Origin of the sequence: Clostridium sp. (assembly GCF_051278035.1) — a bacterium.
Taxonomy (GTDB): Bacteria; Bacillota; Clostridia; order Clostridiales; family Clostridiaceae; genus Clostridium_AD.
This window is the reverse complement of record NZ_JBNMNU010000103.1, coordinates 1-15,614: the sequence shown is the minus strand read 5'-3', so window position 1 is coordinate 15,614 and position 15,614 is coordinate 1. Positions and strand designations below refer to the sequence as shown.

Below are 15,614 nucleotides of genomic sequence, written 5' to 3'. Positions count from 1 at the left end.
TAACACTGAAAGTGTTTTTAGTGATGAAGATTCAATTATGCTATGTTTCTTAAACCTATTTGGACTAGATATTACAATACTTACTCCTACTGGCTACAATAACATAGAAGGAAAAATTAATGAGAAATTTTATGATATTCATAAATTAGAACAAGTAGAGTTCAATTTACCCCTACCTAATTTTGACGATGAGAAAAAATACACTAAAGAAAAAGGGAAAGGTTTTTTATCTAATATTTTTAATTTTAAATAGTTAAGCACTAAATATAAATAGCAAGTCAGTAAATATCATACTGACTTGTTATTTTCAATTACTCTGTGGTCTCTATTCCGTAATTATTACACAGCGCTTCAAGTCCTCCTCTAAATCCACTACCTATACAATTAATCTTCCATTCATTTTTATATCTATATATCTCCGCTACTACCATAGCCGTTTCTATAGATAATTTTTCATCAAATTTATAACTCAAAATTTCTTGTTTTGTGTTACTATCTATAATTCTAAAATATCCCTCAGATAATTGTCCAAGATTTTGAAGCCTTTCTTTTGCTTCATATATAGTTGTGGTAAACGCTAATTTTTCAATGTCTTCCGGTATTAGATTTAAATCTAACTGAATACACTCATCATAAGCATCTTTAAGTGTAGTATTATGATCTTGCTTAATAACTACTCCACCACAATTACTGTTAGTGTTTTCATAAAATATAAAATCTTTTTCTGTTGTTGTGCCTCTTGCGTCTACCATAAATACAGATGCATCTAAATCAAATTCATTATTTCCATTTTTCAATATATTAAAATCTAATGCTACTATTAATTTCGAAAGATTTTTTGCATTTTCATTTATGTTAAGTTTTTGCCCTTTTTTAAGATTAATGCTAGTTGTTACATCGACAATTTTTCTTTTTTCAATTTTTTTATTTGGTTTTAATGCAGCATTTGTTTTGTCCTCAATATTGCTATTAGTTTGTGCATTCTTTGTACACTCATTAGTATGCACGTTCGTGTTCCCTTTTGCTCCCATTACTACTTTAGAATTGTTTTCTGGTCTAATACTGGTCTCAACAAACAAATTTCCATACTGTTTCTTTTGTGATGTTATGTTTTTATTACTACTATCTACACTTATAGCCAAAGCAGATACCTCCTAATCTATTGAAACTTTAACTCCTGAAGGTCTTTCAAAAGGTTGAATAATTACAGTTTCTCCCTTAGTATTAAATTCTAACATATATGATTCACCAGATGTTTGCCCAAGAAAAGTTTTCCAACTTACATCCGCTTTAAACTGAGGGTCAGAGCCTGTCCAACACACCACTGCATCAGGATCTACTACGCAGGGGGTTTGTAGAATAATCGGATTTCCGTTTGTAGTTATTACCACCTCAGCATTATTTCCTATGGCTGTTAAATTTGATGTAAACATGCCCTTTTGAGATATTACCCCTGAACCCATAAACCTAATGCCATATTTACAGTCTTCAGTGAAAGCAAGTAAATTCTCCCCTTCAACTCCTATACTCTGGCCCGAGCCTAGCGTGATTATACTAATATGTTGTGCTCTGTTTGCCATATAATAACTACCTGTACCTTTTACTTTCATTATAGGAACATTCTCTCCTGTAACCTTTCTAGCGGCTAAGTTCATAACAGATTTAAATATACTTCCAGTGTTATTTGTATCCAGTAATACTTTTTCGGAAGTAAAGCTACCTTTGTACGCCACCATAGCACCTAATTTCGCAAAAAATTGACCGTCTCCTTCAGCGACACAAGTAAGCTCTTGGTGATTTTTAAAATTAAACATACCTATTAACCCCTTTCATATTTATAATGCATTTAAATCGACATCATATAGTCTTCTTATAAATTTTAAAATTCTATGTATAAAGTATATCATTATTTTGTTAATTATGTGTTAATAGATATAGTGGGCATGTTTAGCACTGAATCTTAACTACAAAAATGTAATCCGTGTTATAATATGTTAAATATATACTATTAAAAAGTTCAACTATCTAAGGGGGTAATATGAAATACTTGAAAATGTTTGGAAAAATAGTTTTATACTTTATGGTTTATATACTTACTACATTTGTATGTACATTTATATATGCAATTATTTATGGAATATCAAATTTAGGTAACTTAAATGCAGTTTCATTCAACGCAGCAATATTGAAAAATGTATTTACGTTAACTGCTGCTGCAGCAATCATAACTTTTGGAATTTATGTGCTAATGTTTAGAAAGAAAGAAATCAACCTATTTCACAGGTGTAAACTCAAAAAAATAAATTTTGAAATCTCTTTAATAATAGCATTATCTTCTTTAGGCCTATCATTATTCTCCAGCAGTTTGGTAAATATACTTATAAATATATTTCCAAGTTATAATGAAGCAAGTGCAGCTATAGAATCAAATATGAGCTCTGTATTAGGTGTTATTTCGGTTGTTTTAATTATACCTATATTAGAAGAAGTTTTATTTAGAGGGTTAATATATAATGAATTAAAAACCCACTTAAATATAGTTATAGCTATAATTCTTCAGAGTCTCATATTCGCTATAGCACATGGAAATATGCTTCAGGGGATTTATGCATTCATTATGGGGGCAGTAGTAGCTATAATATATGATAAAACCGGATCAATCTTTGCTCCTATATTATTTCACGTAATGTATAATTTATTAGGTTCTATTATACTACCAATTATATTAAGCGGTGCTAATGGTTATTATCTAGCGATTCTAATTGTTGGAGCAATTATAACCACATTATCATTAATTATTCTATTCAAAAATAATACTAAAAAAATAACTAATGATACTCTTTATACTCAAATTTAATGTGCAATAAAATAAATAATTATAGTCTCTGATATATAAAGAAGGTAAAGCCCAATGTGCTTTACCTTTTTTATTTTAAATACCTTATTCAATATTCAGTAACCCCTGTGTTAATATGTAATTAAGTATACAACTATGCTATAATGATATATTACAGTTAGTATTTATTTTTTTATATACTGATTAATTTAATAAATGGAGAATAATATGGAGAATAATTATGCGATATTTTAGTTATATTAATAATTCACAAGATATATTTTATATGAATCCTTCCTCGTATGGCTTATATTCTTCAAAAGAAGAACTCTCCTATGCATTAGGAGCATGTTTGTATATGCCAGCTACAAGGAAAGATTTACTAAAGGATATCATTTCTTGTAAGAGCTCAGGTACTCACACTATCACTATATGTATGGAAGATTCCATATCCTCAAGTCAAGTTGTACAAGCTGGAAATAACATTATTGATCTCTTTAGGAGTATAGACCTTCGTTTGAAAGATAACGATTCTTTTATTGATAGTCTACCTCTTATTTTTATTAGAGTTAGAAACATTGATCAACTTTATAAGTTACTAAATGAATCTTCTTTGATAGGCCTTTGTGGTTTTGTATTTCCTAAGTTTGATGCTGAGATTGGAGAAAAATATTTGTATGCACTAAAAGAATATAATAAATCCAATAAAAGGACTCTATACGCAATGCCAATACTCGAAAGTCCTGGCATAATTTATAAGGAAACCCGAATAGATGAGCTTAATAAGATAAAACATATAATAGATTATTATAGTGAATATGTTTTAAACATTAGACTTGGTGGCACAGATTTCTCTGGCATTTTTGGCCTTCGGCGAGGTAGAGAATATACCATATATGACTTAGCTGTAGTAAAAGACTGTATAACTGATATAATTAACTTCTTTAGAATAGATGGTTATGTTATCTCTGGAGTAGTTTATGAATATTATAGTAAAGTTTTAGATTTTCACAATAATATTCTTATTAATGAGACTCTTTTAGATAGAACTAATGGTTTAACTGGTAAAACCGTCATACATCCCACTCAAGTAAACGTAGTAAATTCTATTATGGTGGTTTCTAAAGAAAATTATATAGATGCATATAATATTATTAATTCCTCACTTGATGGCGTAATAAAAAGCAATTACGCAAATAAAATGAATGAAATAAAACCACATGAAAAATGGGCAAAAGAAATATTACTAAAAGCTAAAATAATGGGGGTATATGAAGATGGAAAATCTTACAGAGACTTATTGCAATGCACCAATTCATTATAATATAGATAACAGTCTACAAATTTCACTTAACATTAATGAAAATAAGTGTAATATTCCTGCTTCAAGCCTTTTTACTATGTCAGCTAGAGAAAATAAAAAGAGAGATTTTTTGTTTGTAAGTAAGGTTATTGGAAAACATATGCCAATGATTCCGGATACCCTTGAAATTATTGGTGATATTTTAGCCCGTCTTTGGATTAATGAAAGAGAAGAAGAAGCGAATTATCCCACTACTGAATTAGTACGTAAACTTGTTTCCTCAGATATATCTCATAACAAAGGTAATTTAAACATTGAAACTTTACATAATAATGCAAAAGAACCTATAAAGCTTGCGAATAAAACTCTTTTTATAGGTTTTGCAGAAACTGCTACAGGTCTTGCTCAAGCAGTATTTCAAAATTTCTCAAATGCTTCATATATTCATACTACACGTGAAAAAATAACTTCTATAAATCCAGCGCTGTTTTTTAACGAAGAACATTCTCACGCTGTTGAGCACTCTCTTTTTCCATTTAATAGTGACTTTTTTAACGAGTTTGAGGATATAGTTTTAGTAGACGATGAACTTACAACAGGCAAATCTGCATTAAATTTAATAAAATGTCTTCCCGGGAAATATTTTGGAATTTTATCTATTCTAGACTGGCGCGATGCTACTAGCCATAAAATCTTTGAAGACGACGAAAATAGTAGTGTTAGAGTATGTTCCCTTTTAAAAGGAGATATTAAATGTAGTAAATCAAAAAATATTGTTAGCGATGATATAATTATACCATCGCCATCTGCTAACTTAATTCCATTCAAAGAACACGTTTTTAAAATAACCGAAAGTATTGACGGTTATTCCAAACACACGGGTAGATTTGGAATTAATTCAGAAGATAATGATGGGATTCTCAAAGAAATTAAATCCATAGCTAATATTTTAAAAAAAGATAGAACTGCAGGCAATTGTCTTTGCATAGGAACTGGAGAGTTTATATATTTTCCTTGTAGTATAAGCGCGATGCTAGGAGATAACGTATATTTTCAATCAACTACAAGAAGCCCTGTCCACGCTAGAAACATAGATTGTTATGGTAACAAAAACAAGGTTGCTTTTCAAAGCCCTGAGGATGAAACTATAACTAACTACATTTACAATATACCTGATAATTTCTATGAGCAAGTATTTTTTCTGTCTGAAAAACCTTTAACCAAAGATAAAAAAGAAGAGTTAAATAGAATTTTTACTTGCTTTCATATAAAATCTATAATATTCGTATGCTGGAAAGGCTAATACAAAAAAGAGGTGTAAATAAATGAATCAACGTACTTTTTCGGGAAGCTACTCCAAGGAAGATGTTATATTTCTTCTTAAAGACATCTCAAACCTTATAGTAGAACAAGATAATGAATTTAGAGAAACTGCTATACAAAGTGGAACCCATTATTCTGAAATGTTACCAATAGAATATACTCCTTCAAAAGAATATATGGATATTTTCTACAGTACCCTACAAGGTTCAAAAATTAAGCTAGCTACTCTAGTGGCTATATTAACGGATAAAATTATAGCTGCAAGAGATGAAAACATTGTTTTGGTCTCCCTTGCTAGAGCCGGAACTCCAATTGGAATATTAATTAAACGATATATGCAATTTAAGTACAACGTGTCTCCTGCTCATTACGGTATTTCTATAATACGTGATAAAGGTATAGATAAAAATGCACTTATGCATATATTTAAGAATCACCACTCTTCAGATATACAATTCATTGATGGGTGGACAGGCAAAGGTGTTATTCAACATACATTAACAAAAGCTTGCAAAGAACTCTATGAAGATTTTAATATAACGTTAAATTCTAACTTAGCAGTCTTATCTGACCCCGCTTATTGCACTCTTATTTATGGCACAAGAGAAGATTTTTTAATTCCAAGTGCTTGTCTTAATTCTACAGTATCAGGTCTTGTAAGTAGGACTGTACTTAACGATAAGTATATCGGCAAAGATGATTTTCATGGTGCTAAGTTCTATAGTGAACTCGCGCCTGTAGATGTTTCTAATTTCTATATAGATGAAATATGTGACTGCTTTAAGGATATAGATGAGAAATATTTATCTTCACTTGTAAATACGGAAAACGCTTCTGAAGTTGCTACAGATATAGATTTCACTTCTACTTCTTTAAACTGCAAAGGGCTTAAAGATATACAAAGTATTAAAGAGAAATTTAACATTAATAATATTAATCTTATAAAACCAGGAATTGGAGAAACCACAAGGGTACTTCTCAGGCGTATTCCTTGGAAAATATTAATTGACTCCTTTAATAATCCTAATTTAAAACATATACTAAAGCTGGCGGAGGAAAAGAGCATTCCCGTAGAAATATATACAGATATGTGCTACTCCTGCTGTGGCATTATTAAATCAAAAGAAAAAGAAGATATATAATCAATCAGTGTACAAGCAAGTATACTAGATATCGTTAGGATGTGTTTATATGATATTTGCCTCAGACCTTGATAGTACGCTTATATATTCTACAAGATATTGTCACACAATAAATTCAGATAAGCTTTTTCCAGTAGACTTTTATAATAATAACAATTGCAGCTTTATCACCAGTTCCATTCAACATAAACTAGAACATATAAATGAAAGTATGCTTTTTATACCTGTTACCACAAGATCTCCTGATCAATATAAGCGGATGAAATACTTTTATAATGTAATAAAACCTAAATATGCTATTGTGGCCAATGGCGGTATAATACTTAAGGATGGAATAGAACTTAAAGGTTGGTCAGACATAAGTTCTACTAACCTTAAAGGATTGGTATCTGTTAAAGATATGATAGAATTGTGCAGTTTTTTCTTACAAATGAATTTTGTGAATTCATATAAAACCTGTGAAGATTTGTTTATATATTCTATTATAAATGAGGACAAACTTGCTAATGATATTTCTAAAGGACATATAGATTTAAATTATCTTGAAGTATTGCGCTCATTTTGCGCAGAATATAATTATAGCGTATCAACACAAGGTAAGAAGGTATATATCGTACCAAATTGTATAAATAAATATGACCCTATAAAATATATAATGAAGCTCGAAAATATAAGTACCTTGTTATCTGCTGGAGATTCTCTACTGGACTACCCATTAATAAAAAATTCAACTTATGGTATAATTCCTGCGCATGGAGAATTGTTACGCAGCCCTCCTGTAGAAACCTTTTCTGACACTGTCTACATTACAAAGGAATCTGGTATATATGCGGGTGAAGAAATCTTAGATATTGTACATCAAAAGTTTCACGAAATTAAGGATATTACACAACATGAATGCATTTCTATTTAAATTAATTTTAAGTATATAACTTTTAAACATTAAAAATTCACATTGTTGATTAAAATCAACAATGTGAATTTTTTTAAGCTGCTATTTATCCTTCTGATTCTTATCCGATTTCTTCATGTTGCTTTGTGAAAGTTTTCATAATTAATTTTACAATTTCATTCACTACTATTACAAGTGAAGATAAAACAATTATCTTTATCCACATAGTAATACTAAGTGGCACTGCATTAAAGAATTTTCCGAATACTTCCGTTACAAATATTTGTGTTACTGCCGTAGCCGCAATTATCTTTAAAAATATAGTATTTTTTGTAAGACTCGGAAAAATACTATCCGTTCCAAATTCTCTGCAGTTAAAAGCATTAAATAATGCACTAAAAGCAAATAATGCAAATAATACTGTCTGCATTTCATTTGGTCCTGTAACCCCTTTTTGAGGGAAACCAGTTCCTAATATGTCAAATTGCATCTGGATCATAAGAACACATGTTATATATAGTGCATTGGAAATCATACTCTTCATCATTTGTTTAGTTATAATACTGGCATTTCTATTTGTAGGTTTTCTGTTTAAAACAGCATCTCTTACTGGCTCTAGTCCAAGCGATAGTGCTGGTGGACCATCCATTATAATATTTACCCACAATAGTTGTATTGTAGTGAATGGCATTTGGAAATCTAGTACTACAGATAAAATTGCTGTTAAGAAAGCAATAATATTTACTGTTATCTGGAATTGAATAAACCTTTGGAAGTTTTCATAAATACCTCTTCCCCATTTAATTCCTTTTACAATAGTACCAAAACTATCATCTGTTAATATTATATCTGCTGCATTTTTACTAACTTCAGTTCCAGCTATACCCATAGCTATTCCTACATCTGCTTTTGTAAGAGCTGGGGCATCATTTATTCCATCTCCTGTTACAGCAACTACTTCTCCATTCTTTTGAAGTGCTTCAACTATTCTCATTTTTGTATTTGGTTTTGAACGTGCTACTATTGAAATAGTAGTTATTTCTTGTCTAAGCTCCTCCTCAGATAATGTATCTATATAAGTAGCCTCAACTGCCCTATGTTTACCGTTAAGTAAGCCTAATTCTTCGCCAATTGCAATAGCTGTATTAATGTTATCTCCTGTAAGCATTTTTGTAGTAACCCCTGCTTTTCTAGCAGTTTCAATGGCTTCTTTAACATCAAGTCTTAGAGGATCTCTTATTCCTACGAATCCTGTAAATACTAAATCATCATGCAAAGTGCCCTGCTCAGATGCAATTGCTACCTCTTCACTTATATTTCCATAAGCAAATCCAAGTACTCGCATAGATTTTTTCTGAAGTATTTCAATTTCGTCTAATATTTCTTTTCTTCTAGCTGCATTTAACTCTTTCTCAACGCAATTAATATGTTCATATTTACATAACTCTAGAATGATTTCTGGGGCTCCCTTTGTTAAAACTGTGGAACCTTCTTCTTCTTCGATAACAGTACTCATTCTCTTGTTCTTTGAACTAAATGGAATTTGATGAGCTATGGTTGCATTTTCTCTTTGTTGTACATAATCGCAAGCATCATTGTATAAAAGAAGAGCACATTCTGTTGCACTACCTAAATATTTAACTTCTGAATCATCCTTTTCAATATCTGCTGTTGAATTTACAAGACAGTTATCTATAAAATAGTTATTACTATCGCTTAATTCATCTCTTTCTCTGAATTTACCATTCAAATAAACCTTTTCTACAGTCATCCTATTTTGAGTAAGTGTACCTGTTTTATCTGAGCATATTACACTTACAGAACCTATTGTTTCGCAGGCTTCCTTTTTAGTAACAAGAGCATTTATCTTGGCCATCTTTTGCATAGTTATTGCAAGTGTCATATTTATCATTGTTGGAAGTCCTTCTGGAACAGCTGCTACAATTAGTGCAACACATACTACAAAAGCAGTTTTTATTGGTCCAACAGACTCTAAAAATGCAAATACACCACTAGTGTCTGGTGATATAGTTTTAGCTAAAACCATCTTTACAATCATAACTATAAATAATACAGCAGCTATAGCACTTGATACTTTTGAAATCTTTCCACCTAAATCTCCTAGCTTTGCTTGGAGCGGTGTCTGCAAATCACTTTCCACAAGATTTCTAGCTATTTCACCCATTTCAGATTTATCCCCTGTAGATGTAACTACAAAGCTGGCTCTACCGTAGGCAACGAGTGTTCCACCAAAAACCATATTCAGCTGCTTTGCAGGAATTGGATCTTGTACAATATTTTTATCTTTACCTTTTATATTTTCCATTTCTATTATAGTTTCTGCTTCTTTGCTTACGTCTTCTGATTCTCCTGTAAGCATATCTTCTCTAGTCATTAAATCTATAGTATTTACAAGTCTTCCATCTGCTGGAACCATATCCCCTGTCTCAATTGAAACTATATCTCCAGGTACTAAATCAATTTTATTTACTTGGACTATCTTCCCATTACGTAATACTTTTACCTCTATATTTTCTGTCATTTTTGAAAGTGCATCTGCTGCCTTTTGTGATTTTCCTTCTGTAAATATTCCTATACTAATTCCTATAGCTACCGCACATACTATACCAATAGCATCTGCAAACTCCCCTACTAATGCACTTATTAAAGCTGCGACTAAAAGTATTAACATCATAGGCTCAATTATTGCTTCTTTAACACTGTCCCAGATAGAACCTTTCTCTTGTTTAGTAAATTCATTAGTACCATACTCCTCTAGCCTCTCTTTAACTTGTGAACTAGATAAGCCCTTACTACTATCAACCTTAAGCTCACCTAAGACTTTTGAGCTTTCTTCATTAAAGTATTTCATATTAACCACCCTTCTATGACTTTTGTAATTTTCTTTTACAATAAAATATAGAAAATGATAACTTATCATTTTCTATATCATTAATCTATTGATATTTTTTTATCATTTCACCTAATCCAGATGAAGAATCCCCTTCTCCTACGGCCATAAATTTCCATTCACCACTGTTACGATAAAGTTCACCGGCAAATAGACCGGTTTTACCAGAATACTCATCTGTTAAATTAAATTTAAATATTTCTTTATTATCCGTAATATTTACTAAACGTATGTAAGCATTTTGTATCATTCCAAAATGTTGTTTACGCTGAGCCGCAGCATATATATTAACAACAAAAACTAGCTTGACTATATTTTGAGGCAAACTTGATAAATCAACCATAATTTGCTCATCGTCACCATCTCCAGCTCCAGTAAGATTATCTCCCATATGTTGAATGCTTCCACATTTACTTTTTAGATTACCAAAATAGACTAAGTTTTCTTTACCTTTTAGTTTATCTTTTTCATCTAACATAAGTACTGACGCATCACAATCTATTTCTGCTTGCTTGCCTCCAAATAGTCCTCCAAGAAGTCCCTTAGATGATTGCTGTACAGCATCCCATCCAAGACCTACCATTGTTTTTTTTAAGCCTGGATTTTCTTTTGTTAAGCTAATTCTTTGACCCTTTTGTAAATTTATACCCATTTCTCACATCTCCTTCAAATATCTAGTGTAATTACTCCACTAATTAATTCAAAATATCATATTACTTTATGCATCAAGACCATAGTTTTTACAAAGTGCTGATAGGCCACCTTGAAAACCGCTTCCTGTTGCACTAAATTTCCATTCATCATTATTACGATATATTTCACAGAAAACTAATGCAGTTTCAACTGAAAAATCTTCTGATAAATCGTACCTTAAAACTTCTTCATTAGTATCTTCATTTACTACTCTAACAAAAGCATTCGAAACCTGACCAAAGTTTTGCTGACGAGCTACTGCATCATGTATGGTTACTGTAATTGCTATTCTATCTATATCTGAAGGTATTTTAGAAAATTCTATGATTAATTGTTCATCGTCTCCTTCACCTTCTCCAGTTAAATTATCCCCAGTGTGTGTAACCGCTCCTGATGTATGAACTAAATTATTATAAAATATGAAATCTAGATCATTATTTGTCTTTCCATTTGCACCTACTAGAAAGGCTGAAGCATCTAAATCAAAATCTCCACCGCCTGAATATTTATTTGTATCCCAACCCAGACCTATAATTGCCTTCTTTAAACTAGGGTTGCTTTTAGTTAAATCAATTTTTTGTCCTTTATTTAAATTAATTGTCATAATAATTCCTCCTTAATTTTTAGTTTACACTAATTCCAAAGTTGCTACAAAGTGCATTTAGTCCACCCTCAAATCCACTTCCAACTGCACTAAACTTCCACTCACCACTGTTACGATACAATTCAGCTACTACAACTGCAGTTTCAATACTATAATCTTCACTTAAATCATATCTAATTAATTCTTCATTGCTATTTTCGTTTAAAATTCTTATAAAGGCATTAGATACTTGTCCAAAATTCTGACTTCTCTCCACCGCTTCATGAATAGTTACAGTAAAGTTAATTTTTTCAACAGATGCTGGCACTTTGTTTAGTTCAATTCTAATTTGTTCATCATCGCCCTCACCCTCACCAGTTTTATTATCTCCTAAATGTGTTACAGATTCAGACGAATCCTTTGGGTTATTATAAAAAATAAAATCATTATCAGATAATACTTTTCCATTTGCGCCTACTAAGAAAGCTGCTGCGTCCAAATCAAATGCTGCTCCCCCATCATACTTATTAGTGTCCCACCCAAGCCCAACAATAACGTTAGTAAGACCAGGATTAGTTTTAGTTAAATCTACCTTTTGTCCTTTTTTTAAACTAATTGCCATGATACATTCCTCCTAAGATGCCACTAAAGTGGCTATATTAAACTTTTATAGTATATTATATAGTGCTCAAATAATTGATTTTGATTACTAAATGTCTATTATTAATTATTTCCAAAAATTCAGACAATAATCATTTTATACTTACATTTTTAAAAAAGCTTTACTCTAGTTTGAATTATATAGCATAATCAAACTCCAATAAAGCAACAATCATTATTATCAGTATAACATGTTTTTACACTAAACACTAGGTTGAGTAGTTAATTATCACTTACTTTTATGTATATTTTTAGTGAACAATTTTAAAATAGCAAATTTAAAATTGCAGATAAACAATCTATATTGAAAACAATTTACTGCTATTTTTATTTCAATATATTATAGTGTTACTTAAATAATACATATTATATTGTATAATAATAATAAAGGATGGATGTGTTAGCTTGAATTTACCAACTATTAAAAACCTTTTAAAAGATGATCATAAACCTAAATTTATGGCATTAGACTTCATAAGATATATTGGACCAGGCCTTCTTGTTACTGTAGGTTTCATAGACCCTGGTAACTGGCCCGCAAATGTCGCCGCTGGCGCCAGTTATGGCTATACTCTACTTTGGATGGTAACCCTTTCAACTATTATGCTAATTGTTCTTCAGCATAATGCGGCCCATCTTGGAATTGCTACAGGTAATTGTATAGCAGAAGCATCTACTTCCACTTTAAACCCGAAATTAAACAAATTTGTGCTTGGATCAGCTGTTATAGCTGCAGTTTCTACCGCCCTTGCAGAACTCCTTGGTGGTGCTATTGCTTTAAACATGTTATTTGGCATACCTATAAAACTAGGGACCGTCTTAGTTTTAATTTTAATTTCATGGATGTTATTTACAAATTCCTATAAAAAGCTAGAAAAATGGATTATTGGATTTGTTTCTATAATACGAATATCCTTTATTTACGAATTATGTCTTGTGCATATAGAATGGGGAAAAGCCATGATAAGCTGGGTTAAACCTTCTTTTCCTACAGGCTCTATTCCAATAATAATGAGTGTACTAGGTGCCGTTGTAATGCCGCATAATTTATTTTTACATTCGGAGATAATTCAAAGTCGTCAATGGAATCTAAAGGATGAAACTATTATTAAAAAACAATTGAAGTATGAATTTATGGATACATTTTTTTCAATGATCATAGGGTGGGCAATAAATAGTGCTATGATACTTATTGCTGCTGCTACTTTCTTTACACAAAAAATTAACGTTACTGAACTTAGTCAGGCTCAACAAATGCTCACTCCCTTACTTGGAAATACAGCATCCGTGGTTTTTGCTTTAGCTCTACTATTTGCTGGAATTGCCTCCTCAGTTACTGCAGGTATGGCTGGTGGGAGTATTTTTGCAGGAATATTTGGTGAACCTTATGACATTAATAATATACATACTAAAATTGGAGTAGGAATTACTTTAGTTGGCGCTGCCATAATTATATTTTTTATATCACAACCTTTTAAAGGTCTAATCTACTCACAAATGCTCTTAAGTATACAACTACCTATAACTATATTTCTTCAAATATATTTAACTTCTTCTAAAAATGTTATGGGCAAGTATGCAAACTCTAGATTTGATAAAATTGCTCTTTGGATTATTGGATTAATTGTAACTGCACTTTACATAATTCTATTACTAAGCTATATATTATAAATTTACTAATATAAACAAAGGAATTGGGCTGAATATACTGCCCAATTCCTTTATTGTTGTTTCCAAAATTATGTTGTTTTGTAATGAGGAAAAGCTCTATAGAACGAGACCCTTGAGCTTTTATTCCTTATCATCGTTTTCTAGTGTATTTTCCTGAAAGCTGTCTCCTAATTTAAATTTCTCCTCTTCCTCTTTATTAGGTAAAGTTTCCACATAAATGCTTGTGCTTGGAAACGCCATTGAAACTCCTAATTGCTCTAAAATTTCAATTATTTTAAAATTAATATCTTCTTTTATTTTTAAATATTCTCTTAGTTCTGTTGCATCAGCGAAAAAATATATAAAAATATCTAAACTACTAGCGTTAAATTTATCAAATCTAACAAAAATAGTCTCCTTGTTAACCTGTGGATGGTTAACTATCATATTTCTAATATTGTCTACACAACTCTTCAATTTGTCCCTAGAAGTTCCATAAGTTACTCCTAAATTAAAATATATTCTTCTTTTACCTCTTCTACTAAAATTAGTTAAAGGTTCATTAGCTAATTTTGAATTAGGCATTGTTATTATCGCTTCATCAAAAGTTCTTATTTTAGTAATTCTAAAAGAGATACTTTCTATAGTTCCTTCTAAATTATCAATGCTAACCCAGTCGCCAATAGTGAAAGGCTTATCTAATATTATAAAAATACCTGCAATAATATTCGCTGCTGCATCTTTAGCTGCTAGTGCAAATGCCAAACCTCCTAGTCCAAGCCCTGTAATGAATCCTTGAATAGGAATTGACCATATGTTAGCAATTACATTGATAGCTAATGCTATTAATGTAAACCTTAATATTTTTGAAATAAAAGGAAATAATATTTTGTCCACCTTTATATCATATGCTCTATGCATTTTTTCAAATAGTAAAGAAGATTCTTCAGTAAGATTATATAATCCCCAAGAAATTAAAATTACAACAACAGAACTAAAAACCTTATCTATTGTAGGTATATTAATTATATTATATGCCATAGTTAGTATTTTAAAGGCAAAATAAAATCCTAAAATACCAAAAAAATTAGTTACAGGTTTCTCAAATGCAGATACTATTTTTGTATCTGCATCAAATCTTGTTTTATCAGCAAGTCTTAATATTATTTTAAATACATATTTTGCAAATATTTTTTTTAATAATGCAAATAATGCAAAAACTCCAATAGCTATTCCTACATATTTAAATTTATAGTATATGAAATTATTTAAAATATCGTTTTCCGTGAAAAAATCTAATATCGATTGGAACAAAAAATCACACTCCTTTTTTCTTATGTGTATATATCATTCTAATCTAAATCACGTATTTTCTCAATGTATTATGTAAAAAAATAAATTCTTATTAATATATTCACAAATAAAAAAAGCACTTCATAAAGAAGTGCTTTTTTTGGTGGCTTACCGGGGAATCGAACCCCGGACACCATGATTAAAAGTCATGTGCTCTACCAACTGAGCTAGTAAACCATGTTTACCTGGCGACAACCTACTCTCCCACAAGGTCACCCTTGCAGTACCATTGGCGCATTGAAGCTTAACCTACCTGTTCGGTATGGGA

The 15,614-nt window shown here is 30.9% G+C and carries 14 protein-coding genes, 1 tRNA gene and 1 rRNA gene; 7 read left to right on the top strand and 9 right to left on the bottom strand.

Going from position 1 to position 15,614, the window contains the following annotated elements; genetic code table 11:
• Nucleotides 1-253: YceG family protein (locus ACJAX4_RS15010; RefSeq protein ID WP_435790268.1), on the top strand; the 253-nt coding region annotated here is incomplete at its 5' end.
• A 58-nt stretch (nucleotides 254-311) separates the two neighbouring features.
• Here ACJAX4_RS15010 and ACJAX4_RS15005 read toward each other — a convergent pair.
• Both ACJAX4_RS15005 and ACJAX4_RS15000 read right to left on the bottom strand, forming a co-directional pair.
• Nucleotides 312-1,142 carry a TerD family protein gene (locus ACJAX4_RS15005; protein WP_435790267.1) on the bottom strand — a complete coding sequence of 277 codons (831 nt, stop codon included), beginning with the start codon at nucleotides 1,140-1,142 and terminating at the stop codon, nucleotides 312-314.
• A gap of 12 nt (nucleotides 1,143-1,154) precedes the next feature.
• On the bottom strand, nucleotides 1,155-1,814 hold the full coding sequence (locus ACJAX4_RS15000; RefSeq protein ID WP_435790266.1) for an AIM24 family protein: 660 nt from the start codon (nucleotides 1,812-1,814) through the stop codon (nucleotides 1,155-1,157).
• A 224-nt stretch (nucleotides 1,815-2,038) separates the two neighbouring features.
• On the opposite strand from ACJAX4_RS15000, the gene ACJAX4_RS14995 reads away from it, so the two are divergent.
• The 5 genes from ACJAX4_RS14995 (at nucleotide 2,039) to ACJAX4_RS14975 (ending at nucleotide 7,517) form a co-directional block, all read left to right on the top strand.
• Nucleotides 2,039-2,857 (top strand): lysostaphin resistance A-like protein, encoded by an 819-nt coding sequence (locus ACJAX4_RS14995; RefSeq protein ID WP_435790265.1) that lies wholly within the window; start codon nucleotides 2,039-2,041, stop codon nucleotides 2,855-2,857.
• A gap of 220 nt (nucleotides 2,858-3,077) precedes the next feature.
• Nucleotides 3,078-4,160 carry an HpcH/HpaI aldolase/citrate lyase family protein gene (locus ACJAX4_RS14990; protein WP_435790264.1) on the top strand — a complete coding sequence of 361 codons (1,083 nt, stop codon included), beginning with the start codon at nucleotides 3,078-3,080 and terminating at the stop codon, nucleotides 4,158-4,160.
• Nucleotides 4,114-5,442 (top strand): phosphoribosyltransferase family protein, encoded by a 1,329-nt coding sequence (locus ACJAX4_RS14985; RefSeq protein WP_435790263.1) that lies wholly within the window; start codon nucleotides 4,114-4,116, stop codon nucleotides 5,440-5,442. The genes ACJAX4_RS14990 and ACJAX4_RS14985 overlap by 47 nt, the downstream gene beginning before the upstream one ends.
• Nucleotides 5,443-5,464: 22 nt before the next feature.
• Nucleotides 5,465-6,604, top strand: a complete 1,140-nt coding sequence (locus ACJAX4_RS14980) for a cysteine protease StiP family protein (protein ID WP_435790262.1) — start codon at nucleotides 5,465-5,467, stop codon at nucleotides 6,602-6,604.
• A 49-nt stretch (nucleotides 6,605-6,653) separates the two neighbouring features.
• Nucleotides 6,654-7,517 carry an HAD family hydrolase gene (locus ACJAX4_RS14975; RefSeq protein WP_435790261.1) on the top strand — a complete coding sequence of 288 codons (864 nt, stop codon included), beginning with the start codon at nucleotides 6,654-6,656 and terminating at the stop codon, nucleotides 7,515-7,517.
• Between the two features lie 100 nt (nucleotides 7,518-7,617).
• Here the strand turns inward: ACJAX4_RS14975 and ACJAX4_RS14970 are convergent, their stop codons facing one another.
• The 4 genes from ACJAX4_RS14970 to ACJAX4_RS14955 form a co-directional block, all read right to left on the bottom strand.
• Complete coding sequence (locus tag ACJAX4_RS14970; RefSeq protein WP_435790260.1) at nucleotides 7,618-10,368, bottom strand: calcium-translocating P-type ATPase, PMCA-type; 2,751 nt, start codon at nucleotides 10,366-10,368, stop codon at nucleotides 7,618-7,620.
• An 85-nt stretch (nucleotides 10,369-10,453) separates the two neighbouring features.
• Nucleotides 10,454-11,059, bottom strand: a complete 606-nt coding sequence (locus tag ACJAX4_RS14965; RefSeq protein WP_435790259.1) for a TerD family protein — start codon at nucleotides 11,057-11,059, stop codon at nucleotides 10,454-10,456.
• Nucleotides 11,060-11,125: 66 nt separating this feature from the next.
• Nucleotides 11,126-11,704: a TerD family protein gene (locus ACJAX4_RS14960; protein ID WP_435790258.1), complete on the bottom strand. Its 579-nt coding sequence runs from the start codon at nucleotides 11,702-11,704 to the stop codon at nucleotides 11,126-11,128.
• Nucleotides 11,705-11,723: 19 nt separating this feature from the next.
• Nucleotides 11,724-12,305: a TerD family protein gene (locus ACJAX4_RS14955; protein WP_435790257.1), complete on the bottom strand. Its 582-nt coding sequence runs from the start codon at nucleotides 12,303-12,305 to the stop codon at nucleotides 11,724-11,726.
• A gap of 497 nt (nucleotides 12,306-12,802) precedes the next feature.
• On the opposite strand from ACJAX4_RS14955, the gene ACJAX4_RS14950 reads away from it, so the two are divergent.
• Nucleotides 12,803-14,014: an Nramp family divalent metal transporter gene (locus ACJAX4_RS14950; protein ID WP_435790269.1), complete on the top strand. Its 1,212-nt coding sequence runs from the start codon at nucleotides 12,803-12,805 to the stop codon at nucleotides 14,012-14,014.
• Nucleotides 14,015-14,134: 120 nt separating this feature from the next.
• On the opposite strand, the gene ACJAX4_RS14945 is transcribed toward ACJAX4_RS14950, so the two are convergent.
• The 3 genes from ACJAX4_RS14945 to rrf all read right to left on the bottom strand — a co-directional run.
• On the bottom strand, nucleotides 14,135-15,307 hold the full coding sequence (locus ACJAX4_RS14945) for a mechanosensitive ion channel family protein (RefSeq protein WP_435790256.1): 1,173 nt from the start codon (nucleotides 15,305-15,307) through the stop codon (nucleotides 14,135-14,137).
• Nucleotides 15,308-15,447: 140 nt separating this feature from the next.
• Nucleotides 15,448-15,523: transfer RNA gene (locus ACJAX4_RS14940), tRNA-Lys, on the bottom strand.
• Nucleotides 15,524-15,529: 6 nt separating this feature from the next.
• Nucleotides 15,530-15,614 (bottom strand): 5S ribosomal RNA (gene rrf, locus ACJAX4_RS14935); the annotation flags it as partial.

Excerpts from the sequence above, each read along its gene's own strand:
- ACJAX4_RS14985 (WP_435790263.1), top strand. The coding sequence starts at position 4,114 with ATGGAAAATCTTACAGAGACTTATTGCAATGCACCAATTCATTATAAT.
- ACJAX4_RS14950 (WP_435790269.1), top strand. The coding sequence starts at position 12,803 with ATGGCATTAGACTTCATAAGATATATTGGACCAGGCCTTCTTGTTACT.
- ACJAX4_RS14990 (WP_435790264.1), top strand. The coding sequence starts at position 3,078 with ATGCGATATTTTAGTTATATTAATAATTCACAAGATATATTTTATATG.
- ACJAX4_RS14955 (WP_435790257.1), bottom strand. The coding sequence starts at position 12,305 with ATGGCAATTAGTTTAAAAAAAGGACAAAAGGTAGATTTAACTAAAACT.
- ACJAX4_RS14980 (WP_435790262.1), top strand. The coding sequence starts at position 5,465 with ATGAATCAACGTACTTTTTCGGGAAGCTACTCCAAGGAAGATGTTATA.
- ACJAX4_RS14970 (WP_435790260.1), bottom strand. The coding sequence starts at position 10,368 with ATGAAATACTTTAATGAAGAAAGCTCAAAAGTCTTAGGTGAGCTTAAG.
- ACJAX4_RS14995 (WP_435790265.1), top strand. The coding sequence starts at position 2,039 with ATGAAATACTTGAAAATGTTTGGAAAAATAGTTTTATACTTTATGGTT.
- ACJAX4_RS14965 (WP_435790259.1), bottom strand. The coding sequence starts at position 11,059 with ATGGGTATAAATTTACAAAAGGGTCAAAGAATTAGCTTAACAAAAGAA.
- ACJAX4_RS14975 (WP_435790261.1), top strand. The coding sequence starts at position 6,654 with ATGATATTTGCCTCAGACCTTGATAGTACGCTTATATATTCTACAAGA.
- ACJAX4_RS15000 (WP_435790266.1), bottom strand. The coding sequence starts at position 1,814 with ATGTTTAATTTTAAAAATCACCAAGAGCTTACTTGTGTCGCTGAAGGA.
- ACJAX4_RS14960 (WP_435790258.1), bottom strand. The coding sequence starts at position 11,704 with ATGACAATTAATTTAAATAAAGGACAAAAAATTGATTTAACTAAAAGC.